The sequence below is a fragment of the Arthrobacter sp. 92 genome, from assembly GCF_050260325.1.
Classification (GTDB): domain Bacteria; phylum Actinomycetota; class Actinomycetes; order Actinomycetales; family Micrococcaceae; genus Arthrobacter.
Map to the genome: position 1 here is coordinate 582,791 of NZ_CP189863.1, position 19,912 is coordinate 602,702.

A 19,912-nucleotide genomic window follows, 5' to 3' on the forward strand; every position below is an offset into this window, starting at 1 on the left:
CCGGGGTGCACAATGGCGGCATGGACGCATTCGCAGATCCCAGCACCGCGGACTCCGGAACCGCGGACTCCAGAACCGTGGACTCCAGAACCGTGGATTCCAGGAGTGAGAAACGGCGGGCCGTCATTGGCACGGCGGTTTTCGCCCTCGCTCCCCTGTCGGCCGCCGGCCTGGTCCCCTGGCTGCTGACGCGGTGGACCCTCCGCCAGCCGGTCCCGGGAGGAGCGCCTGCTCAGCTCGCAGGGGCCGTGCTGGTCGGTGCCGGGGCGGCCGCTCTGGCGAATTCCTTCGTGCACTTCGCCATTGAAGGCGTGGGAACGCCCGCTCCGATGGCGCCACCGAAGCATCTGGTGGTGGGCGGGCTCTACCGGTTTGTGCGTAATCCGATGTATGTGGCCATCGCTTCCGCCGTCACGGGACAAGGGCTGCTGCTGGGGCAGCCGAAGCTGTTTCTTGCGGTGGCCCTGGGTGCCATTCCGGTGACAGCCTTCGTCAGGTTCTATGAGGAGCCCACGCTGGCCCGGACTTTCGGAGCCGAGTACCAGGCCTACCGCAGCAATGTCCCGCGCTGGTTGCCCCGCTTGACTCCCTGGAGCCCTGGCGGAGACAGCTCGGCACACTAGTGGTGCGGCCGGCTCCTACCGTCCCCGGCCAGACCACTCCAGGAGCCTGTCCAACGGCCAGGTGGTGACAATCCGCTCGGCGGGCACGTTGTTCCGCGCCGCGCGCTCGGCCCCGTACTGGAGGAAGTCGAGCTGGCCCGGCGCATGCGCGTCGCTGTCGATGCTGAACAGGCAGCCTGCGTCGAGGGCGAGCTGGATGAGTTCGTCGGGCGGATCCTGCCGTTCGGGGCGGGAATTGATCTCCACGGCCACGCTGTTCTCGGCGCACGCCTCGAACACCTGCCGGGCGTCGAAGTCGGACTCGGGGCGTGTTCCCCGTGACCCCTGCAGGAGGCGGCCGGTGCAGTGGCCCAGCACGTTCATGTGGGGATCATTGATCGCGGCCAGCATCCGCCGGGTCATGGTGGCGCGGTCGGACCGGAGTTTCGAGTGGACGCTTGCCACCACGATGTCCAGGCGGTCCAGCATCTCGGCGGACTGGTCCAATTCGCCGGTTTCGAGGATGTCCACCTCGATGCCGCGCAGGAGACGGAAGCGGCCGCCGTCGTCATTGATGGAGGCCAGGACGTCGAGCTGCTGCGCGAGGCGCTCGGCGCTGAGCCCGTTGGCTATCTTGAGGGTGGGGGAGTGGTCCGTGAGGGCAACGTACTCGCGGCCGAGCACCCGCGCGGCATCCACCATGTGCTCGATGGGTGAGCCGCCGTCGGACCAGTCGCTGTGAGTGTGAAGGTCGCCGCGAAGGGCGGCGTGCAATTCGGCTCCGCCGTCCGCGAGGGGCTGCTTGCCACGCTGCCGCAAACCTTCGAGGTAGTCGGGGACCGTGCCGTCGACCGCCTGCCGGATTACCTCGAAGGTCCTGTCGCCGATGCCCTTCATGCTCCTGAGCCGGCCCTTCCGGACCCTCTCGGCCAGCTCGTCCGGCGTCAGGGTCCCGATGGTCGCGGCAGCCTTGCGGAATGCCTGCACCTTGAACGTTGGGGCCAGCTCGCGTTCGAGCCAGAAGGCAATCTCGTTGAGGGCGGCAACGGCATCCATCTGTCCATCTTGCACCCATAATGCGGCTGGACGCCCGGACATGCCCCGGAGATGCCCGAGACGTGGCCGACGCCGGCCCGTGGGTGCGCCGGCGGCCGGGGAACCCGATTTTGGTTATTCCGGGGGTCTGCCCTTATAGTTTTATAGTCCAGTTCGGAGCAACTCGAAAGGACAAAAACGAAAGGCTTCGGCCCTTTATTTTTGCCCTCAGTGAGCCGAATTGAGTTCTGGCCCCCATCGTCTAGCGGCCTAGGACACCGCCCTTTCACGGCGGCGGCACGGGTTCGAATCCCGTTGGGGGTACGCAAGGAAGTGGTCAAACCGGATGGGAAAGTCTGGTAGGCTAAAGGCCTTGAAAAATTGCGGTAGCGATACCGCAGGCAGCAAGAAACAAGCATGGCCCTGTAGCGCAGTTGGTTAGCGCGCCGCCCTGTCACGGCGGAGGTCGCGGGTTCAAGTCCCGTCAGGGTCGCTCTGATTGCCAGAAGAAATTCCGGCTGTCATGGTGACACGTCACCTAGGCTCTGTAGCTCAGTTGGTAGAGCGTTCGACTGAAAATCGAAAGGTCACCGGATCGACGCCGGTCGGAGCCACCACTGGGAAGCATCAGTTCTTCGGAACTGGTGCTTTTCTTCTTTAACCGCCAGCCGCAGCCGCCAACCGTAGACGCCAACCGCAGCCGCCGCGGCGTCCGGCGGTAGAGGCGTTTGCCCCGATGCCTTGCGCCGCTGCCGGCGCTATCCTCAGGCATGAGTCCGAGCAGGAACGCTTCGGGGATCGTCGTCGGCGTGGACGGATCAGAGCTGTCGGTCAAGGCCCTGCAGTGGGCGGCCCGGCTCGCCGTCGCGCTGGATACCACAATTACCGCGGTCACCGCATGGCATTTTCCCGTCGACACGGGATTCGGCTGGTCGCCCCCGCCGGCCTGGGACCCGGAAGCCTCAGCGAGGGAGGTTCTCCAGGATTCCCTCACCCGTGCGTTCGGAGACAAACCACCCCAAGGACTGAAGACCATCACCGTTATGGGACATGCCGCCTATGTGCTGATCGAGGAAAGCCGTGGCGCCCAGATGCTGGTGGTGGGTTCCCGGGGGCATGGCGGGTTTGCCGGACTCCTGCTCGGTTCGGTCAGCTCCGCGTGCGCGGAGCACGCCCCGTGCCCCGTTCTGGTGATCCACGAACCAGAGGCGCCTGAAGCCACTTCCGCCTGAGGTTGGAACCCGGCCCCCTATCCGGGCTAGACTCGCACGCCGGGGAACGAACGCCAATGCCGTTGCGGCCCGAAAGGCCCGGCGGCGCAATCTCAACCAGAAATGTGACCTTTGAAAAACCTTTCACGCCCTCTGACCGTCGCCGCCGTCTTTGCCGCCCTGGCCCTGAGCGCATGTTCCGCGCCACAGGCAGGCAGCGCGCCGTCGTCGTCCGCTTCCCAAACCGCCGACGCCTCCGCCACTCCCACCCCCAGCAAATCCTCCGGCCCATTTGGGGAATACCCCACCGCAGCGGAAGCATGCACCGCCATTTCCCAGCAGGCAACGGGCGCGTCCCTGCTGCCCATGTCCGCGGCCCAGGGAAAAACCGCTGAGCTGGAACAGTACAAGGCGGAGCTGGCCCGCACCGCCGAGCGTGTGCCGGACACCCTCAAGGCCGCTTTCACCAAGCTCAAGGACACCGCGATTGCCGGCCTGAGTGACCAGACGGTGTACTCCAGCGGAAAATTCCAGGACGCCATGGCGCCGGTGACTGCGTGGCTTAGCACCAACTGCAAGTAAGCAGACGGCCCCTGGGCAAGCGGCAGGTGTGCCGGCAGGGCGGCTAAGCCCTGCCCTGCCGGCACAGATTTTTCCATGCCGGCATCTCCCCACGGTCCTTGAGCAGATTTTCTCCCGCGTCCGTCCTCTTGTCGCAGGCAAGGACTAGGGTGGTGTTCAAGAGAAGGGAGTGCCTGATGGAATACCAGAACACACCTCCCGCGCCGGGGGGATCGCCTCATCCGGGTGCTGCGCTCGTTGCCGGCGCCGGACGTACCGTCATTTCAGAAGCCGCGGTGGCAAAGGTTGCCGGCATCGCCGCCCGGTCCGTCCCGGGCGTTTATTCACTTGGAACCGGGCCCTCGCGGGCACTGGGCGCCATCCGGGATGCCGTAGGAAGCTCCGATCATGCTGCCGGGGTTCACGCGGAGGTGGGCGAGACCCAGGTCGCCGTCGATATCAATCTCGTCGCTGTCTACGGGACGCCGCTGCACGCCCTCGCAAACCAGGTCCGAACAGCCGTGTACGCCGCGGTGGAAGAGCTGGTTGGCCTCCAGGTTATTGAGGTCAACGTGGAGATCAACGATGTTTATGTGCCGGCTCCGGTAAAACCCGGCGCGCCGGGCGTGCCCGCGGACGCCCGGACTGAGCGGACTGAAAGGGAGGCCCTCCAGTGAGCATGACTGTTGTGGGGATCGGAGTTGGCGCTTTCGTGGCCTTTATGTCCTTCGAGTTCGGTGTGTGGGGCTTCCTGGTCTCGTTGCTCTTTATGGGGATCGGTGCGCTCTTTGGCCGGGCCGCGGAAGGAAAACTTGACCTCCGCAGCGTTCTCGACGCCATCACGGGCCGGCGTTCGTCGTCATGAGCACCACGGCCGGGACGGTGGCCGGCGGCACCGCGATGGCTGGCCACAACCGTATTAGTACCCAGGCGCTGACCAGCCTGGCGCGCACCGCTGCCGCGGAGGCGCTGGGCGTCCCGCCGCACGAGGTCCGGGCAGAATGGGCCGACGACGGCGGGCTGCTGGCATTGTCCTTGGTCCTCCCCATCCGGATACCCTCGCTGGCCGCTGTGCTGCGGGACCCCGGGCGTGTGACCGGATTTGGCGGACCCATCTGGGACCGCGCCGTCGCGGCCAAGGCCACAATCCTGACCCGGGTCACCGAATTAAGCGGCGCGCAACTCAGCCGGGTGGATATCCGGATCAGCGGGGTTGCCATTAGTGAAGGGGGAAGGGTGCGTTGAACCACGCCACTGAAAACCACGCCGAAGACCATGCTGCTGCCAATGACGCCGCTGGGAACACCGGCACAGGCACCTCTCCCGGTCCCCACCTCCCTGGCCGTCCGCACCTTCCGGCACACAGCGCCAGAGGCAGGGCGCCAGCCGTGGACCCGGACGATGTTGATGGCGTGAACGGCGCGAGCATGCGCCGGATTCTGGCTCGCGAAACCACTTTCTCGCGGGCCGGAGTTTCCATAATTGCAGCCGCCCTGGTGATTCTCTTTTGCGGTTACGCCCTTCTGGAGTCGGCTGTGCGGGCGATTGGCCAGCCTCCGTGGCTCATAGCTCCGCAAACCGCCGCCGAACGAATCATCGCGCTGCCCCAAGGCATCCCGCCGCTGTTGCTTGGCGCCATCGGTGCGGTAACCCTGATGGCGGGCTTGTTCTTTTTCCTCAACGCCGTGCTGCCAGGACGCCGCGCCCGCCATCTCCTCCCCGACCACCGGGCAGGCGTTGTGGTGGACGATGAAGTCATCGCCTCCGCGCTGGCACGCCGTGCCCGGCTCGCCGCGAACGTGACCCAGGAACAAGTCATGGTGGTGGTTTCGCAGCGGCAGGCAGTGGTTAATGTGCGCCCCACCTCGGGCATTCCGGTGAGCGAAAGTGCCGTGCTGGCGGCCGTGCAGGAGGAACTGCTGCACATGGCGCCTGCGCCCATGCCGGAGGTCCGGGTCAACCTCGCCTCGTCCGGAGTGATCGGCGCATGAATAACACACCTCGAACCCTTAACCGCATTCTGCTCGGGATCCTCGGGCTGAAGCTGATGGTCATCGGATTGCTCCTCGTCCTCCTCGCAACCGTCCCGGCAGTGGGAACCTGGTGGCACACCTGGTCTGCCTCCGGATGGAGCATGGCCAGCCAAGTGTTGCAGCACACCCGTTTCCCGGGGCGGGAAGACAGCTGGCTGTGGGTCGTCATCACCCTGCTGCTGGCCCTAGTGGTCGGCTTGATGGTGGCGTGGGCGGCCCAGCAGGGCAAGGGCCGCGCCAACCTCATTGTCAGTGAGGACGACGCCGGCGGATATCCCGGAAACGTCCAGATCAGCGGCGCCGTCGCCGGGCAGGCCCTGAGGGCAGCCTTGGCCGACCGCCAGGACCTGGCGGGCGCCTCCGTGACCACCTACGAAATCCGGGGCGAGCCTGCCCTGAAAATCCGGCTGCAGCCGCGGCAGGGCGTGGCGCCTCACGTCCTCGCTGCCGATACTTCGGCCCTGGTGGAGGCCTTGGACGCCGTCGTCGGTAAACGGACTCCTGTGTTGATCCATATCGGCGTTGGTGCCCGTTCGCGGTTCAGCCGGGCCGAACGCGTCCGCTAGTCCGTGAGGCAAAGGCCCCTGCCGGGCCGAACGGCCCGGCAGCCCTCAGCCCGGCAGCCTGTTAGCCCGCCGTCAGGTACACGGCGCTGTTGGGCGCAAGCTTCCGTGCGCCGCTGTCACCCACGCCGGGCCCGGCGTGGCCGGCCACCGCGTCGGGCATGCTTGCGAGAGCAACGCGGTAGCCCTCGGGAAGCGCCACCGCGGCCATGCCCATATTCGCCAGGACCAGGACGTCCCGGTTGTGGAAGGCCAGGACGCCCTCCTCGGGGGCGTGCTCCCCGGCCCAGCGGAACGTGCCCGCACCTAACCCGTGGTTGCGCCGGAGCGACAGCGCGGCGCGGTACAGCTCCAAGGTGGAACCCGCGACGCCGTCCTGCTCGTCCGCGGCCAGGCCGCCGAACGAGTCCGGCTGGGGGAGCCACGGGGTTCCGCCGAAGCCATAACCCGGCTCCCCGGACTTCCAGGGAAGGGGAACCCGGCAGCCGTCACGGCCGGGCTCCACTCCCTTGGTCCGGAAGAAGGTGGGGTCCTGCCTTGAAGCGGCTGGCAGGGTGGTGTGTTCCGGAAGGCCCAGTTCCTCGCCTTGATAAATATAGGCGGACCCCGGAAGGGCAAACGAGACCATGGTGGCGGCCCGGGCGCGCGAGAGTCCCAGGGCTGCGTCAGGCTGCTCATCGTCGGCGGCGATCCCCTTAGGGAACGTTGTGGGGTCCGTCAGTCCAAACCGGGTGGGGTGCCGGACGGTGTCGTGGTTGCTCAGCACCCACGTGGACGGTGCGCCCACTGAAGCGGCAGCGCGAAGGGAGTCCTCGATGCCCGCGGCCGTGCGGGCCGCACTCCATCCCGCAAGGAGGAAATCGAAGTTGAACGCCTGCTGCATCTCGTCGTGGCGGATGTACCGGGCCAGCCGTTCGGCAGGTTCCACCCAGGCTTCCGCCACGAGCATGCGGTCGCCGTCGTATTCGGACAGGACGCGGTGCCAGTCGCGGTAGATCTCGTGGACGCCGTCCTGATCGAAGAAGGGCGACGGCGGGTACAGCGGCGAGACGGCCTGATGACCGTCGTCGCCCGTGCCGTTGGCAACAGGGTGCGCCCGGTGGGGCTCCACTGCCTCGGTGTGGCCGCCACGGGCATCACCGGGCAGCTCGCTGGTCCCCTCCACCATGGCAGCCGCGCCGTCCCAATCCGGCAGGCCCGCTTCCTTGACCAGCCCGTGGGCCACGTCAACCCGGAAACCGTCCACGCCCCGGTCCAGCCAGAAGCGCAGAACCGAGCGCATCTCCTCCCGGACCTCGGGATTCTCCCAATTCAGGTCCGGCTGCTTGGTGTCGAACAGGTGGAGATACCAGTCGCCGGGCTCGCCGTCGGGGCCGGCGGTCCGGGTCCAGGCCGGGCCGCCGAAGATGGATTTCCAGTTGTTCGGGGCCAGCTTGCCGTCACCGGAACCGGGCACGGCATCCTTCCCCCTGCGGAACATGTACCGGTCCCGTTGCGGGGAGCCCGGAGCGGCGGCGAGTGCTTCCTGGAACCACGCATGCTCGTCAGAGGTGTGGTTGGGGACCAGATCCACGATTACCTTGATTCCCTCGTGGTGAGCTTTCTGCAACATCTCGTCGAAGTCCGCCAACGTGCCGAACAAGGGGTCCACCTCGCGGTAATCGGCCACGTCGTAGCCGGCGTCAGCCTGGGGCGACTTGTAGAACGGGGAAAGCCACACAGCGTCGACCCCCAGTGCCTTCAAATAGCCCATGTGCGACGTCACCCCGCGGATGTCACCCATTCCGTCGCCATTGGCATCAGCAAAGGAACGAGGGTAGATCTGGTACACCACCGCGCTGGCCCACCAGGCCTTTATAGATGAGCCGGGGGTCGGGATGGGGGTCAGTGCCACAGGTCTCCTTTGGGTAAATCTTCTGTGTAAACGCTTGCATTTCTCACCGTAACGTTACTAGTGTGATGGTCACCACATCAACTGCACCGCCGATTTATCTTGTAACTCAGCGAGGAGTCCCATTTTATGAAAACCCCTAAGTTCCTTCTGCCGGTGGCCACAGCCGGTGTCCTGGCACTCACCCTCTCCGCCTGTGGTGGCGGTGGAGGCACCTCAAGCGGCGGCGGCGGCGGAGGCAGCGACGCCGAGCAAGGGCTGGACGGCCGAGGACCCATCACCTACGTCCAGGGCAAGGACAACAGCAACGTTGTCCGCCCGCTGGTCGACAAGTGGAACGCGGCCCACCCGAACGAGAAGGTCACCTTCAAGGAGCAGACGGACAGCGCGGACCAGCAGCACGATGACCTGGTCCAGAACTTCCAGGCCAAGAACGCCAGCTACGACGTGATGAGCGTGGACCTGGTCTGGACCGCCGAGTTCGCGGCCAAGGGCTGGCTGCAGCCCCTCAAGGACAAGATGGCGGTTGACACCAGCACCATGCTCAAGCCCACCGTGGATGGAGCGTCGTACAAGGGCAACCTGTACGCGGCACCGGTATCCTCCGACGGCGGCATCCTCTACTACCGCAAGGACCTGGTGCCCACTCCTCCCAAAACCTGGGACGAGATGATGAGCATGTGCTCCATCGCCAAGAGCAACAACATCGGCTGCTACGCGGGCCAGTTCTCGAAGTATGAGGGCCTCACCGTCAACGCTTCCGAGGCCATCAACTCCGCCGGCGGCTCCGTGCTGGACAAGGACGGCAAGCCGAGCCTGACCACAGACGCCGCCAAGGCGGGACTGGGCAACCTGGCCAAGGCCTACGCGGACGGCAACATTCCCAAGGAAGCCATCACGTACAAGGAAGAGGAAAGCCGTCAGGCGTTCCAGGACGGCAAGCTCCTGTTCCTGCGGAACTGGCCGTACGTCTACAACCTCGCCACCACGGAAGGTTCCTCAAAGGTCAAGGACACGCTGGGTATGGCTGCCCTTCCGGGTAAGGACGGCCCCGGTGCCTCCTCGCTCGGTGGTCACAACGCCGCGGTCAGCGTCTACTCCAAGTACAAGGCCACATCCCTGGACTTCCTGAAGTTCCTGACCTCCGCTGAGAACCAGAAGTTCTTCGCCACGCAGGGCTCACTGGCCCCGGTGCTGACCAGCCTCTACGACGACAAGGACCTGGTGGCCAAGCTTCCGTACCTGCCCGTCCTGAAGACGTCTATCGAGCACGCCGTTCCGCGTCCCGTGACGCCTTACTACCCTGCAGTCACCAAGGCGATCCAGGAGAACGCCTACGCGGCCATCAAGGGCGAGAAGCCCGTGGACACGGCACTGTCTGACATGCAGAAGTCCATCGAATCCGCTAGCGCGGGATAGTAGTCCAGCCATGGCAACCGAATTGGGCCCGACGCCGGTAAAGCCGGCGTCGGGCGGTACCCCGCTTCACCACGCACCCAAGGGGGTTGGCGAGGACAACAAGATCCTCAGCCAAGGCAAATGGGCCTCGTGGCTCCTTGCCCCCACCATCATCGCGCTGGCAATCGTGATCGTTTACCCGATCATCAGCGCCATCATCATGTCCTTCCAGAAGGACGCAGGGCTCGATCCCGCCACCGGCCTCTTCACGGCCGGCGGGGCAGCCGGTGTCCAGAACTATGTCAACTGGCTCGCCCAGCAGTGTTCGGCTGCGGGCGGCGGCACAGTGGCATGCCCCCCGGGCACCCTTGGTGCCCAGTTCTGGTCCGCCACTGCCACCACGTTCTTCTTCACGGTGGTCACGGTGGCGTTTGAAACTGTCCTCGGATTCTGGATGGCCATGATCATGGCCCGGGAATTCAAGGGACGCAGCCTGGTCCGCGCGGCAGTGCTGGTGCCGTGGGCCATCCCCACCGCTGTCACCGCCAAGCTGTGGCTGTTCATCTTCGCCTTCGAAGGCATCGCCAACAAGCTGTTCAACACCACCATCCTGTGGACGGGTAGCGAATGGCCGGCGAAGTGGGCCGTCATCATCGCCGACACCTGGAAGACCACGCCGTTTATGGCGCTGCTCATCCTGGCCGGCCTCCAGATGATTCCCGCGGAGGTCTACGAGGCAGCGAAGGTGGACGGGGCAACCGCCTGGCAGAGGTTCCGTCTGATCACCCTGCCGCTGGTGAAGCCCGCGCTGATGGTGGCCATCCTGTTCCGCACCCTGGATGCCCTGCGCATGTTCGACCTTCCGTACATCCTGACGGGCGGCGCGAACAACACCACCACGCTCTCCATCCTGGTGATCAACCAGATCAGGCAAGGGTTCAACGCGGCGGCGGCTCTGTCCACCATCACGTTCATCATCATCTTCCTTGTCGCCTTCATCTTTGTCCGCTTCCTGGGCGCCAACGTGGTGGAACAAAGCGGAGCAACCGGTAAGGGGAAGAAATGACCACCGCCACAGCCACGACCCTCCGCACGCAGCAGGACCGCGGCCGCAGGGCAGCGCAGAACAGGGAAAAGTGGGCGCAGGGCCGGACCTATGTCAGCGCAGCGGTGATCCTCATCTGGTGCCTGGCTCCCGCCTACTGGATGGTGGTGACAGCCTTCCGTGAGGTCGGCTTCACGTACGACACCTCGGTGTTGCCCAGCCACATCACGCTGGACAACTTCAAAACAGCGTTCGACACTTCCTTTGGCAACCACTTCGGCCAGGCACTGCTCAACAGCGTGTTCATCGGTGGTGTGGTTACCCTCGTGTCGCTGCTGATCGGCGTGTTCGCCGCGTACGCGCTGGCCCGGCTCAACTTCCGGTTCAAGTACCTGGTGCTCGGCTTCATCCTGGGAGCATCGATGTTCCCCGGCGTCGCCCTCATCACGCCGCTGTTCCAGTTGTTCACCAGCATCCACTGGATCGGCACATATCAGGCGCTGATCATTCCCAATATCTCCTTCGTGCTGCCGCTGACCGTCTACACCATGACGTCCTTCTTCCGCGAAATGCCGTGGGAGCTGGAAGAGTCGGCGCGTGTGGATGGCTGCACCCAGGGACAGGCGTTCCGGAAGGTGATCATGCCTTTGGCGGCGCCGGCGATCTTCACCACGGCGATCCTGGCGTTCATTTCCTCCTGGAACGAATTCCTTATCGCCAGCCAGCTCTCCAGCGACAAGACGCAGCCGGTCACGGTGGCCATTGCCAGCTTTGCCGGGGCACAGCCGAACCAGATCCCGTACACGGCCATCATGGCTGCCGGCACCATCGTCACCATTCCCTTGGTGATCCTGGTGCTCGTGTTCCAGCGCAAGATCGTGGCCGGACTGACAGCGGGTGCGGTCAAGTGACACCCTCGGCCGTGCCGGGGGACCACGCCCCGACCACCAACGCACCCGGCGTGCCTAAACCCGGCGAGGTCCGCGTGGAGCACCGCCGGGTGCGGTCCGCCGAGGATTTCGACATCATCATCGGATTCCTGGGGTTCTGGGCCGTGGTGCTGCTGGTGGTCACAGTATGGATGGAAGTCACCGCGCAGCCGGCGCTTGGATGGGCGCTTGGCCTGCTCGGCGCACTGCTCGCGCTTTATGGAATGGTGCGGCTCCGGCGACGGCTGCCCGCACGGACCGCCACCCGGCACAGCTGAGGGCGGGGCGAGTTGGAATGGTTTATGGCTGCTGGGGAGGCAGGCTAGCGCACGTCCGCGGACAGCCGACGAGGGGACACAGTGGCGAAGACACCTGAAAGGGCTCAACGGGGCGGACACTCCGGTGTGAGTATTGAAGATGTTGCCGCCGCCGCCGGGGTTTCCACGGCCACGGTATCCCGGGCCGTCCGTGGTTTGCCCAGGGTTTCACCGAGCACTAGGGCAAAGATCCTGGAAATCGCCGATTCCCTGGGCTACGTGGCCTCCTCCTCGGCGTCCGGCCTGGCCACCGGGCGGACCCGGACCATTGGGGTGCTGGCGCCCTTTGTCAGCCGGTGGTTCTTCTCCAAGGCAATCGAGGGAGCCGACCGCGAACTGCACGCCCGCCAGTACAACCTGTCCCTGTTCAATCTTGGCGGGCACGGCAGCCACCGTGAGCGGCTGTTCAGCAAGACCATGGTTTACAAGCAGATCGACGCCCTGCTGGTGCTCTGTATGGCCCTGAGCCATGAGGAAATTGAACACCTTCAGAAGCTCGATATCCCCCTGGTGGTGGTGGGGGGCCACGTCGAGGAGTGCGCGTACATCGGGATCGACGACTACGCCGCCGCCTCCACCGCGGTGCGGCATCTCATCGGGCTAGGTCATAAGGACATTGCCCTGCTCCACGGCGACGACGAAACGGACCTCAATTTCGACGTCCCGCGCGTCCGGATCCAAGCGTTCCAGGAAGTCATGGCCGAAGCGGGGCTCACTGTCCGGCCGGAGTGGGACGAGTGGGGGGACTTCACCGTGCACAGCGGCCAGGAGGCGTTCAGCAGACTCTGGGACCAACCCGGACCAAAGCCGACCGCGATCTTCTGCGCCTCTGACGAGATGGCCATGGGCGTTGTCTTCGAGGCGAACCGCCGGGGCGTCCGCATCCCCGATGACCTGTCCGTGATCGGGATCGACGACCACGATTTTTCCGGCCCGATGGGGCTGACCACGGTCAGCCAGAGGCCCGACGAGCAGGCTGAGACGGCCACCAAGATGTTGTTGGATGAACTGGACGGACATCTGGGTGCCGTGCGCTCGGTTGTAGCACCGCATCAGCTCATCGTCAGGAGAACGACGGCGCCGCCGCGGCCCGGGGAGGAGCCGGCCCGGTAGGCCGATTCCCTGTTTGTGGCCGGCCGGGACGCTTTGTTCCAAAAAGCGAAGCTCAGGAGGCGCGTGCCAGCTGCCGGATCGGGATCCAGCGGGAAGCCAGCCGCCGGTAGGCCGCGGCAGCTCCAGTCATATCGCCCTCGGCAAGGCATTCGATGCCAAGGCGGACGTCCATAGGCGAATCGTCCGGATACACCTTGTCCGCCACAGCACCGTAATCGAGTTCCACTACTGAATGCGGATCAAACAGTTCCAGCCACTCGGTCAGCTGGGTCATGTCGTCCAGCATGTCCAGATCCGGCGCGGCGAGCGCGAGGTTGGCCACGGCATACCGGACCCTTTCGAGAGCGTCTTCAATCTTTGCCCACACCCGCACGGTGACGATCCGGCCGCCCGATTCCACCACGTCCCGGGGATCCGACTCCTGGAAGAGCGAAAACCAGCTGAAGGGGATTCCCCATGTGGAGGCGCGGGTATGGACCTTGGTAACGCCCCCGCGCGCCTTCACCAGGTCGATGCGCTCCTGGTGCTTGTCACGCTGCTCCTCGGGGATGAGGAGCTGCGCCAGAGGCCCATGGATGCCCTCCATCAGTGCGTTCGCGGCGAGCCCTGCGCGCAGCACCAGCTGGCTGGGGCAGTACAGCAGGTCAGGGGCCGCAACCTCTCCCTGGCCGCCGCCGTCGGTCTCTTCCGCAGTCCGTCCCGTCGCAGTGCCGGCGAGCGGCGTTGAGGAATCCGGGGCGGGCAGGACCCGAACCAGGTCCGTCCGTCCAGTGGGGAAGGGATCGCCGCCGGGGCGGGTGATCCTGCCAAGCGACGCTTGTAGTTCGGCATTTTCCACAGCCGCGCGGGATACGGCCCGGGCGCCGGCGGCCTGAAGCGCGGGGCGCTGTTCCTCCGGAAACGCCATCAAGGGTTCGTAAACGCGAAGTGCGGAGGAAAAAGGCAGCCCGGCCTGGCCTCGGTACAGGTTCCCGGTCATTGCGGCCCCCCGCTGCCGGTGCCCTGCAGGCGCCCCATCACTCGGCCAGCTCCACGATTACCGGCGCGTGGTCTGAGGCGCCCTTGCCTTTTCGCTCTTCCCTGTCGATTGACGCGCCGGTCACCCGGGCCGCAAGTGCGGGGGAAGCCAGGATGAAATCAATCCGCATGCCTTCCTTCTTGGGGAAACGCAGCTGGGTGTAGTCCCAATAGGTGTAGACGCCGGGACCCGGAGTGTGCGGACGGACCACGTCCTTGAATCCCGCGGTTTCGAAGGCGTGGAATGCGGCGCGCTCCGGCTCGCTGACGTGGGTCATAGCGTTGGCACGGAAGAATTCAATGTCCCAGACGTCGTCGTCCTGGGGTGCGATGTTCCAGTCGCCCATCAGGGCAATCTGTGCCTCGGGGTTCTCCGTGACCCAGGCCTGGGCGTGGTTCTTCAACGTGTCCAGCCAGCTGAGCTTGTAAGGCATGTGTTCGTCGTCGAGCGCCCGTCCGTTGGGGACGTAGAGGCTCCAGACCCGGATTCCGCCGCAGGTGGCGCCGATGGCGCGCGCTTCCTCCACGGGGTCCTTGCCGTTCTTGCCGAAGACGGGCTGGTCCATGAAGGCGCGCTGGACGTCTTCAAGCCCCACCCGGGAGGCGATGGCCACCCCGTTCCATTGGCTCACGCCGAAGTGGGCTACCTCGTAGCCGTTGTTTTCGAACAGCTCCCAGGGAAAGTTTTCGTCCTTGCACTTGGTTTCCTGAATCGCCAGGACGTCGCAGTCGGTGCGCTGAAGCCACGCTTCCACGCGGTCGGCGCGAGCACGGAGGGAGTTCACATTCCAGGTAGCAATCTTCACAAGTCCTAACTTACCGAACTTGGGCGCCACGTATACCGGAGCGCGTTCCCTTGGCTGTCGTCTGCTGCGGGAACGGGGCAGTATGGCGCGGACACGCCGACAGGTGGAGCTCGAGCGCACAGAACGTCCCTCAAACTGCCCCACGACGGCGGGGGCAGGTGGTGCGGCGACGTACTCCCGAGGCTGGGCGCAGCTCTGGAAATTAGTAGGAAGTCCGAGTATATTCAGCTGCGAGGATGATGTAGGTCACATGCAAAGGAGCATTCCACCATGGTTCGCGAGCTTTCCCATTACGTCGATGGCCAGCGGGTAGAGGGCACCTCCGGGCGCTTCAGCGACGTCTATGATCCGTGCACGGGTCAGGTCCAGGCCCGGCTTCCGCTGGCCAGCGCCGAAGAGGTGCGCAATGTGGTTGCCAGCGCGGAAAAGGCCCAGGTTGAGTGGGGGGCCATGAATCCGCAGCGCCGCGGCCGCATCCTGCTGAAGTTTGTGGACCTGGTTAATGAAAACCTGGACGAACTGGCAGCCCTGCTGTCCTCCGAGCACGGCAAGACCCTTCCGGACGCCAAGGGGGACATCCAGCGCGGCATCGAAGTGGTGGAGTTCGCAGCCGGCGCCCCGCACCTGCTCAAGGGTGAGTTCTCGGACAATGCCGGAACGGGCATCGACGTGCATTCACTGCGCCAGCCACTGGGCGTGGTTGCCGGAATCACGCCCTTTAATTTCCCGGCCATGATTCCCCTGTGGAAATCCGGTCCCGCCCTCGCCGCGGGCAACGCGTTTATCCTCAAGCCCTCCGAACGTGACCCGTCCGTGCCGCTGCGCCTGGCCGAACTGTACAGCCAGGCCGGTGTACCGGACGGGGTGTTCAACGTGGTCAACGGGGACAAGGAAGCAGTGGATGCACTACTGGAAGACGAGCGGGTCAAAGCAATCGGGTTTGTGGGTTCCACGCCCATCGCCCAGTACATCTACGCCACCGCCGCGGCCCACGGAAAGCGCGCCCAGTGCTTCGGCGGGGCCAAGAACCACATGGTGATCATGCCCGACGCGGATCTGGATATGGCCACGGATGCACTAATGGGCGCAGGCTACGGTTCCGCGGGCGAACGCTGCATGGCGATCTCCGTCGCCGTCCCCGTGGGCAAAGCCACCGCAGACGCCCTGGTGGCCAAGCTGGAAGAGCGCGTCAAACACCTCCGGGTGGGCCACAGCCTGGACAAGGATTCGGACTTCGGCCCGGTGGTGGCGGCGGCCGCCAAGGAGCGGATCGAAGGCTACATCCAGTCCGGAGTTGACGAGGGCGCCACCCTGGTGGCGGATGGTCGCGGACTCACCGTCGACGGTTACGAGGGCGGCTTCTGGGTGGGGCCCACGCTCTTCGACAACGTCACGAAGGACATGAAGATCTACAAGGAGGAGATCTTCGGCCCAGTACTCAGCGTGCTGCGCGCGGCGGACTACGACGAAGCCCTCCGGCTCTGCAGCGAGCACGAGTTCGGCAACGGCGTGGCCATCTTCACTCGCGACGGCGACGCCGCCCGGGACTTCGCCAGCCGTGTTCAGGTGGGTATGGTGGGCATCAATGTCCCCATCCCGGTGCCCATTGCCTACTACACGTTCGGTGGCTGGAAGGCCTCGGGCTTCGGCGACCTCAACCAGCATGGTGCCGACGCGTTCCGTTTCTACACCAAGACCAAAACGGTGACCACCCGCTGGCCCTCCGGCATCCGCCAGGGCGCCAGCTTCGTGATGCCGGAAGGAAGCTGATGACTGAGCCCGCAGCCGAGGGTGTGCCCGCCGAAATGCCCGGGGACGAGGTGCTGTTCGAACGGCGCGGCAGGCTGGCTGTGATCACGTTGAACCGGCCCAGGGCGGTCAACGCCCTCACTGCGGGAATGGCGGCGGCGATGCTGCGGCAACTGTCGGCATGGGCGGACGACGACGCCGTTGCCACGGTTTTGGTACGCGGCGCCGGCGAACGCGGCTTATGTGCCGGCGGGGACATCGTGGCGATCTACGAGGACATGCTTGCCGGCGGCGACGCGACGGCGGACTTCTGGCAGGTTGAGTACCAACTGAACTCACTCATTGCCGGATACCCCAAGCCCTACGTGGCCTTTATGGACGGACTTGTGCTCGGCGGCGGAGTGGGAATCTCCGCGCACGGCTCGCTGCGCGTGGTCACCGAGCGCACCAGAACGGGTATGCCGGAAACCACCATTGGTTTTGTGCCCGACGTCGGAGGCACACTGCTGCTCTCACGCTCGCCGGGGGAGACCGGCACCCATGCGGCCCTGACCGGCGCCCATCTGAGCGGCGCCGATGCGCTGTACCTAGGGCTGGCTGACCGTTTCGTGGCCTCCGGAAACCTCGACGCGCTCGCCGCCGCGCTGGAGACCGAAACCCCGGAGGACGCCGTCGGACGCTTCAGCGAGAAGGCGCCCGCCTCGGCGCTGGCCGCCCAGCGCGGATGGATCGATGAATGCTACTCAAGCGAGGACGTGGAAGAGATCCTGCGCCGGCTCCGCGCCGCCGGCGGGGACGCCGTCGACGCGGCGGACACCATCGAGGCCAAGTCGCCCACCGCCGTGAAGGTGACACTTGCCGCGCTGCGCCGCGCGCGGGGACTGAGCCTGGACGAGGCGCTTGCGCAGGAGTACCGGGTGGGGCTGCGGTTCCTGGCCGGGCCCGAATTCCGCGAAGGGATCAGGGCCCAGGTGGTGGACAAGGACCGCAACCCGCACTGGAAGCCGGCCACCCTGCACGAGGTCTCCGCGGCCGACGTCGAGAGGTTCTTTGCCCCGCTGGGGGAGCGCGAGCTCAAGCTGCATTCAAAGGAGTCTGACAATGTCTGAACCCACAACCCCCGAACCAGCAACCCCCGAACCCACAACGCCCGAACCAGCACAGTCGGAATCGGGGCGCGCGGCGGAACCTGGACGCATCGCGTTCCTGGGCCTTGGCCACATGGGCGGCCCCATGGCCGTCAACCTGGTGGAGGCCGGCTACGACGTGGTGGGGTTCGACGTGGTCCCGGCAGCGCTCGAAAAAGCGGAAGAGCAGGGCGTTCCCACTGCGGCAAGCCCCGCGGAAGCCGTGGCCGGAGCCGCCGTGGTGCTGACCATGCTACCCAGCGGCCAGCACGTGCTGGATGCCTATCGTGGTGCGGGCGGCGCCCCCGCCCTCCTGGACGTCGCGCCACCGGACACGGTGTTCCTGGACTGTTCCACCATCAACGTGGACGAGGCGCGCGAAGCCGCGGCGATCGCCGTGGCGGCGGGCCACCGGGCCGTGGACGCCCCCGTCTCCGGCGGGGTGGTGGGGGCAGAGGCCGGCACGCTGACGTTTATGGTGGGAGCGCTTCCGGCGGACTTCGAAGCGGTCCGGCCCATCCTGGAAGTGATGGGCCGGCGCGTTGTGCACTGCGGGGGTCACGGCGCCGGCCAGGCAGCGAAGATCTGCAACAACCTGATCCTGGGCGTGTCCATGATCGCCGTGAGTGAGGCCTTTGTGCTTGGCGAGGAGCTGGGGCTGACACACCAGGCGCTCTTCGACGTCGCGTCCGCAGCCTCCGGGCAATGCTGGGCGCTGACTACCAACTGCCCGGTGCCGGGACCGGTCCCCAGCAGCCCGGCCAACCGGGACTACCAGCCGGGCTTCGCCGGGGCGCTGATGGCGAAGGATCTCAAGCTGGCTTTGAACGCCGTGAAAAGCACCGGCGTGGCCGCGCGCATGGGTCCGCTGGCCTCGGAAATCTACGATACATTTGCGGCCGAAGGCGGCGCCGGGAGGGACTTCTCCGGCATCATCACGGACATCAGGGACAAATCTGCGCATCACGCGCAACGAAGCGAAACCACGTAAGGGGTCAGGCATGGCGGAAGAGTACGCAAATATTCTGGTTGATTGCCGCGGACGTGTGGGGCTGGTGACGCTCAACCGGCCTGAGGCGCTGAATGCCCTGAACAAAGCAACCATGGACGAACTCGTGGGCGCGGTAGCGGCCATGGACGCCGATCCGGAAGTGGGTGCCGTGGTGGTGACCGGATCTGCCAAGGCCTTTGCTGCCGGGGCGGACATCAAGGAAATGCAGTCAAAGGGTTACATGGACATGTACGCCGCGGACTGGTTCCGCGGCTGGGAGGACTTCACCCGGCTGCGCATCCCGGTGATTGCGGCGGTCTCCGGCTTTGCCCTGGGCGGCGGCTGCGAACTGGCCATGATGTGCGATTTCATCATCGCGGGAGACAACGCCAAGTTCGGCCAGCCCGAAATCAACCTCGGTGTGCTGCCGGGCATGGGCGGCTCGCAGCGGCTCACCCGGGCCGTGGGCAAGTCCAAGGCGATGGACATGATCCTGACCGGGCGCATGATGGACGCCGCCGAAGCCGAGCGCGCGGGCCTGGTGTCCAGGGTGGTGCCCGCCGCCGAAGTCGTCGAAGAGGCCCTGAAAGCCGCTGAAGTGATCGCCTCCAAATCCAAGCCGGTGGCCATGGTGGCCAAGGAAGCCGTCAACGCCGCCTTCGAGACCGGGCTGGCGCAGGGAGTGCTGTTCGAGCGTCGTGTCTTCCACTCGCTGTTCGCCACCGAGGACCAGAAGGAAGGGATGGCGGCGTTCACTCAGAAGCGGCAGCCGGATTTCAAACACCGTTAGGGGGCGCTGCTGATACCGCGCTGCTCAAGCGGCTCACTGCTTACTGTGCCGAAGTCCTGCGGTGCGCGCGCAACACCGAGTCCCTAATGGTGACGGTGTTCCCGTCGGCATCATGGGCAGGACGCGGGCGGGCCTCGCAGACCAGGATCTCCCACTCCTCGGGGTCGAGGACGGCAGCGATCTCATCGGCGGTGAACAGCAGGCCCGGCGCCGAGGGGCGGCGCACCCCGGTGGCCAGGTCTGACGGATGATGGCCCACGATCAGGAGGGTTCCGCCCGGCGCAACGGAGGCAGCCAGACGGTGATACAGCGGATCCCTCTGCTCCTTGGGCACATGCATGAACTGGGCCGACACCAAGTCAAAGGTTCCGGCCGGGGGAGCCGTTTTGGTGAGGTCCTGATGAGTCCAGGTGATCCGCTGCGCCGCGTCCGGGTCCTCCGCCGCCCGGGAGGAGGCGCGCTCGAGTGCTACGGAGGAGATGTCCACTGCGGTGACCCGCCAGCCCCGGCGTGCCAGCCAGATGGCGTCCGCACCCTCCCCGCTTCCCACATCGAGGGCCGAGCCGGGACGCAGGCCGCTGGCTTCGCTCACCAGCTGCGGATTGGGGTTCCGGCTCCACACGTCCCCGTGCTGGCGGTAGCGCTCATCCCAGAAGGATTCGTCGAACGGTGCGGTCATTTGCGCTGATCTCCTCGTTAGCCGCCGGTATCGGCCCCGCCGGGGTGCCGTCAGG

The 19,912-nt window shown here is 65.7% G+C and carries 22 protein-coding genes and 3 tRNA genes; 20 read left to right on the forward strand and 5 right to left on the reverse strand.

Translation table 11 applies throughout. The features are described from left to right. Positions 1-20 precede the first annotated feature (20 nt). Positions 21-623 carry a methyltransferase family protein gene (locus ACP4XC_RS02705; protein WP_427173361.1) on the forward strand — a complete coding sequence of 201 codons (603 nt, stop codon included), beginning with the start codon at positions 21-23 and terminating at the stop codon, positions 621-623. 15 nt (positions 624-638) lie between these two features. On the opposite strand, the gene ACP4XC_RS02710 is transcribed toward ACP4XC_RS02705, so the two are convergent. After that, a complete protein-coding gene (locus ACP4XC_RS02710) occupies positions 639-1,658 on the reverse strand; it encodes a PHP domain-containing protein (protein WP_427173362.1) in 1,020 nt (339 codons plus the stop codon). Positions 1,659-1,888: 230 nt separating this feature from the next. On the opposite strand from ACP4XC_RS02710, the gene ACP4XC_RS02715 reads away from it, so the two are divergent. The 10 genes from ACP4XC_RS02715 to ACP4XC_RS02760 all read left to right on the forward strand — a co-directional run bounded on the left by ACP4XC_RS02715 (position 1,889) and on the right by ACP4XC_RS02760 (position 6,008). Then, positions 1,889-1,961: transfer RNA gene (locus ACP4XC_RS02715), tRNA-Glu, on the forward strand. A 95-nt stretch (positions 1,962-2,056) separates the two neighbouring features. Next, positions 2,057-2,130: transfer RNA gene (locus ACP4XC_RS02720), tRNA-Asp, on the forward strand. Positions 2,131-2,178: 48 nt separating this feature from the next. After that, a tRNA-Phe gene (locus ACP4XC_RS02725) sits at positions 2,179-2,254 on the forward strand. A 153-nt stretch (positions 2,255-2,407) separates the two neighbouring features. Then, a complete protein-coding gene (locus tag ACP4XC_RS02730) occupies positions 2,408-2,869 on the forward strand; it encodes a universal stress protein (RefSeq protein ID WP_427173363.1) in 462 nt (153 codons plus the stop codon). A gap of 111 nt (positions 2,870-2,980) precedes the next feature. Continuing rightward, positions 2,981-3,430, forward strand: a complete 450-nt coding sequence (locus ACP4XC_RS02735) for a hypothetical protein (protein ID WP_427173364.1) — start codon at positions 2,981-2,983, stop codon at positions 3,428-3,430. Between the two features lie 176 nt (positions 3,431-3,606). After that, positions 3,607-4,086, forward strand: a complete 480-nt coding sequence (locus tag ACP4XC_RS02740; RefSeq protein WP_427173365.1) for an Asp23/Gls24 family envelope stress response protein — start codon at positions 3,607-3,609, stop codon at positions 4,084-4,086. Next, entirely contained in the window at positions 4,083-4,274 is a 192-nt protein-coding gene (locus tag ACP4XC_RS02745) for a hypothetical protein (protein ID WP_427173366.1), read from the forward strand. Before ACP4XC_RS02740 ends, ACP4XC_RS02745 begins: the two co-directional genes overlap by 4 nt. Next, a complete protein-coding gene (locus ACP4XC_RS02750) occupies positions 4,271-4,654 on the forward strand; it encodes a hypothetical protein (RefSeq protein WP_427173367.1) in 384 nt (127 codons plus the stop codon). Before ACP4XC_RS02745 ends, ACP4XC_RS02750 begins: the two co-directional genes overlap by 4 nt. Before the next feature lie 182 nt (positions 4,655-4,836). Continuing rightward, entirely contained in the window at positions 4,837-5,400 is a 564-nt protein-coding gene (locus ACP4XC_RS02755; RefSeq protein WP_427174987.1) for a hypothetical protein, read from the forward strand. Next, the gene (locus tag ACP4XC_RS02760; protein ID WP_427173368.1) at positions 5,397-6,008 is read left to right on the forward strand and encodes a hypothetical protein; all 612 of its coding nucleotides are present in this window, start codon (positions 5,397-5,399) and stop codon (positions 6,006-6,008) included. The genes ACP4XC_RS02755 and ACP4XC_RS02760 overlap by 4 nt, the downstream gene beginning before the upstream one ends. A gap of 61 nt (positions 6,009-6,069) precedes the next feature. Here the strand turns inward: ACP4XC_RS02760 and ACP4XC_RS02765 are convergent, their stop codons facing one another. Continuing rightward, positions 6,070-7,788 (reverse strand): glycoside hydrolase family 13 protein, encoded by a 1,719-nt coding sequence (locus ACP4XC_RS02765; protein WP_427174988.1) that lies wholly within the window; start codon positions 7,786-7,788, stop codon positions 6,070-6,072. Positions 7,789-8,025: 237 nt separating this feature from the next. Between ACP4XC_RS02765 and ACP4XC_RS02770 the strand changes: the two genes are divergently transcribed. The 5 genes from ACP4XC_RS02770 (at position 8,026) to ACP4XC_RS02790 (ending at position 12,698) form a co-directional block, all read left to right on the forward strand. Beyond that, positions 8,026-9,315, forward strand: a complete 1,290-nt coding sequence (locus ACP4XC_RS02770; protein ID WP_427173369.1) for an ABC transporter substrate-binding protein — start codon at positions 8,026-8,028, stop codon at positions 9,313-9,315. A 10-nt stretch (positions 9,316-9,325) separates the two neighbouring features. Then, positions 9,326-10,360 carry a carbohydrate ABC transporter permease gene (locus ACP4XC_RS02775; protein ID WP_427173370.1) on the forward strand — a complete coding sequence of 345 codons (1,035 nt, stop codon included), beginning with the start codon at positions 9,326-9,328 and terminating at the stop codon, positions 10,358-10,360. Next, positions 10,357-11,250, forward strand: a complete 894-nt coding sequence (locus ACP4XC_RS02780; RefSeq protein ID WP_427173371.1) for a carbohydrate ABC transporter permease — start codon at positions 10,357-10,359, stop codon at positions 11,248-11,250. The genes ACP4XC_RS02775 and ACP4XC_RS02780 overlap by 4 nt, the downstream gene beginning before the upstream one ends. A 50-nt stretch (positions 11,251-11,300) precedes the next feature. Further along, positions 11,301-11,546: a hypothetical protein gene (locus tag ACP4XC_RS02785; RefSeq protein WP_427174989.1), complete on the forward strand. Its 246-nt coding sequence runs from the start codon at positions 11,301-11,303 to the stop codon at positions 11,544-11,546. An 81-nt stretch (positions 11,547-11,627) separates the two neighbouring features. Then, on the forward strand, positions 11,628-12,698 hold the full coding sequence (locus ACP4XC_RS02790; RefSeq protein WP_427173373.1) for a LacI family DNA-binding transcriptional regulator: 1,071 nt from the start codon (positions 11,628-11,630) through the stop codon (positions 12,696-12,698). Between the two features lie 52 nt (positions 12,699-12,750). Here ACP4XC_RS02790 and ACP4XC_RS02795 read toward each other — a convergent pair whose 3' ends face one another. Together ACP4XC_RS02795 and ACP4XC_RS02800 are read right to left on the reverse strand one after the other, a co-directional pair. Then, positions 12,751-13,677, reverse strand: coding sequence for a hypothetical protein (locus ACP4XC_RS02795; RefSeq protein WP_427173374.1), 927 nt, complete (start codon positions 13,675-13,677; stop codon positions 12,751-12,753). A gap of 37 nt (positions 13,678-13,714) precedes the next feature. Further along, positions 13,715-14,521 carry an exodeoxyribonuclease III gene (locus ACP4XC_RS02800; protein ID WP_427173375.1) on the reverse strand — a complete coding sequence of 269 codons (807 nt, stop codon included), beginning with the start codon at positions 14,519-14,521 and terminating at the stop codon, positions 13,715-13,717. Positions 14,522-14,791: 270 nt separating this feature from the next. Between ACP4XC_RS02800 and ACP4XC_RS02805 the strand changes: the two genes are divergently transcribed. Genes ACP4XC_RS02805 through ACP4XC_RS02820 form a run of 4 tightly spaced genes read left to right on the forward strand, consistent with a single transcriptional unit; the run spans position 14,792 to position 19,178 of the window. Next, positions 14,792-16,291 (forward strand): CoA-acylating methylmalonate-semialdehyde dehydrogenase, encoded by a 1,500-nt coding sequence (locus tag ACP4XC_RS02805; protein ID WP_427173376.1) that lies wholly within the window; start codon positions 14,792-14,794, stop codon positions 16,289-16,291. Then, the gene (locus ACP4XC_RS02810) at positions 16,291-17,379 is read left to right on the forward strand and encodes an enoyl-CoA hydratase/isomerase family protein (RefSeq protein WP_427173377.1); all 1,089 of its coding nucleotides are present in this window, start codon (positions 16,291-16,293) and stop codon (positions 17,377-17,379) included. Before ACP4XC_RS02805 ends, ACP4XC_RS02810 begins: the two co-directional genes overlap by 1 nt. Beyond that, positions 17,372-18,388 carry a 3-hydroxyisobutyrate dehydrogenase gene (mmsB, locus tag ACP4XC_RS02815; RefSeq protein ID WP_427173378.1) on the forward strand — a complete coding sequence of 339 codons (1,017 nt, stop codon included), beginning with the start codon at positions 17,372-17,374 and terminating at the stop codon, positions 18,386-18,388. Before ACP4XC_RS02810 ends, mmsB begins: the two co-directional genes overlap by 8 nt. A 10-nt stretch (positions 18,389-18,398) precedes the next feature. Continuing rightward, positions 18,399-19,178: an enoyl-CoA hydratase gene (locus tag ACP4XC_RS02820; RefSeq protein WP_427173379.1), complete on the forward strand. Its 780-nt coding sequence runs from the start codon at positions 18,399-18,401 to the stop codon at positions 19,176-19,178. Positions 19,179-19,218: 40 nt separating this feature from the next. On the opposite strand, the gene ACP4XC_RS02825 is transcribed toward ACP4XC_RS02820, so the two are convergent. Beyond that, the gene (locus ACP4XC_RS02825) at positions 19,219-19,857 is read right to left on the reverse strand and encodes a class I SAM-dependent methyltransferase (RefSeq protein WP_427173380.1); all 639 of its coding nucleotides are present in this window, start codon (positions 19,855-19,857) and stop codon (positions 19,219-19,221) included. Between the last annotated feature and the right edge of the window lie 55 nt (positions 19,858-19,912).

Coding starts and splice junctions, on each gene's coding strand:
- ACP4XC_RS02765 (WP_427174988.1), bottom strand. CDS start 7,788: ATGGGTGACATCCGCGGGGTGACGTCGCACATGGGCTATTTGAAGGCA.
- ACP4XC_RS02705 (WP_427173361.1), top strand. CDS start 21: ATGGACGCATTCGCAGATCCCAGCACCGCGGACTCCGGAACCGCGGAC.
- ACP4XC_RS02795 (WP_427173374.1), bottom strand. CDS start 13,677: ATGACCGGGAACCTGTACCGAGGCCAGGCCGGGCTGCCTTTTTCCTCC.
- ACP4XC_RS02780 (WP_427173371.1), top strand. CDS start 10,357: ATGACCACCGCCACAGCCACGACCCTCCGCACGCAGCAGGACCGCGGC.
- ACP4XC_RS02820 (WP_427173379.1), top strand. CDS start 18,399: ATGGCGGAAGAGTACGCAAATATTCTGGTTGATTGCCGCGGACGTGTG.
- ACP4XC_RS02825 (WP_427173380.1), bottom strand. CDS start 19,857: ATGACCGCACCGTTCGACGAATCCTTCTGGGATGAGCGCTACCGCCAG.
- ACP4XC_RS02750 (WP_427173367.1), top strand. CDS start 4,271: ATGAGCACCACGGCCGGGACGGTGGCCGGCGGCACCGCGATGGCTGGC.
- ACP4XC_RS02770 (WP_427173369.1), top strand. CDS start 8,026: ATGAAAACCCCTAAGTTCCTTCTGCCGGTGGCCACAGCCGGTGTCCTG.
- ACP4XC_RS02775 (WP_427173370.1), top strand. CDS start 9,326: ATGGCAACCGAATTGGGCCCGACGCCGGTAAAGCCGGCGTCGGGCGGT.
- ACP4XC_RS02760 (WP_427173368.1), top strand. CDS start 5,397: ATGAATAACACACCTCGAACCCTTAACCGCATTCTGCTCGGGATCCTC.
- ACP4XC_RS02730 (WP_427173363.1), top strand. CDS start 2,408: ATGAGTCCGAGCAGGAACGCTTCGGGGATCGTCGTCGGCGTGGACGGA.
- mmsB (WP_427173378.1), top strand. CDS start 17,372: ATGTCTGAACCCACAACCCCCGAACCAGCAACCCCCGAACCCACAACG.
- ACP4XC_RS02805 (WP_427173376.1), top strand. CDS start 14,792: ATGGTTCGCGAGCTTTCCCATTACGTCGATGGCCAGCGGGTAGAGGGC.
- ACP4XC_RS02710 (WP_427173362.1), bottom strand. CDS start 1,658: ATGGATGCCGTTGCCGCCCTCAACGAGATTGCCTTCTGGCTCGAACGC.
- ACP4XC_RS02755 (WP_427174987.1), top strand. CDS start 4,837: ATGCGCCGGATTCTGGCTCGCGAAACCACTTTCTCGCGGGCCGGAGTT.
- ACP4XC_RS02810 (WP_427173377.1), top strand. CDS start 16,291: ATGACTGAGCCCGCAGCCGAGGGTGTGCCCGCCGAAATGCCCGGGGAC.
- ACP4XC_RS02740 (WP_427173365.1), top strand. CDS start 3,607: ATGGAATACCAGAACACACCTCCCGCGCCGGGGGGATCGCCTCATCCG.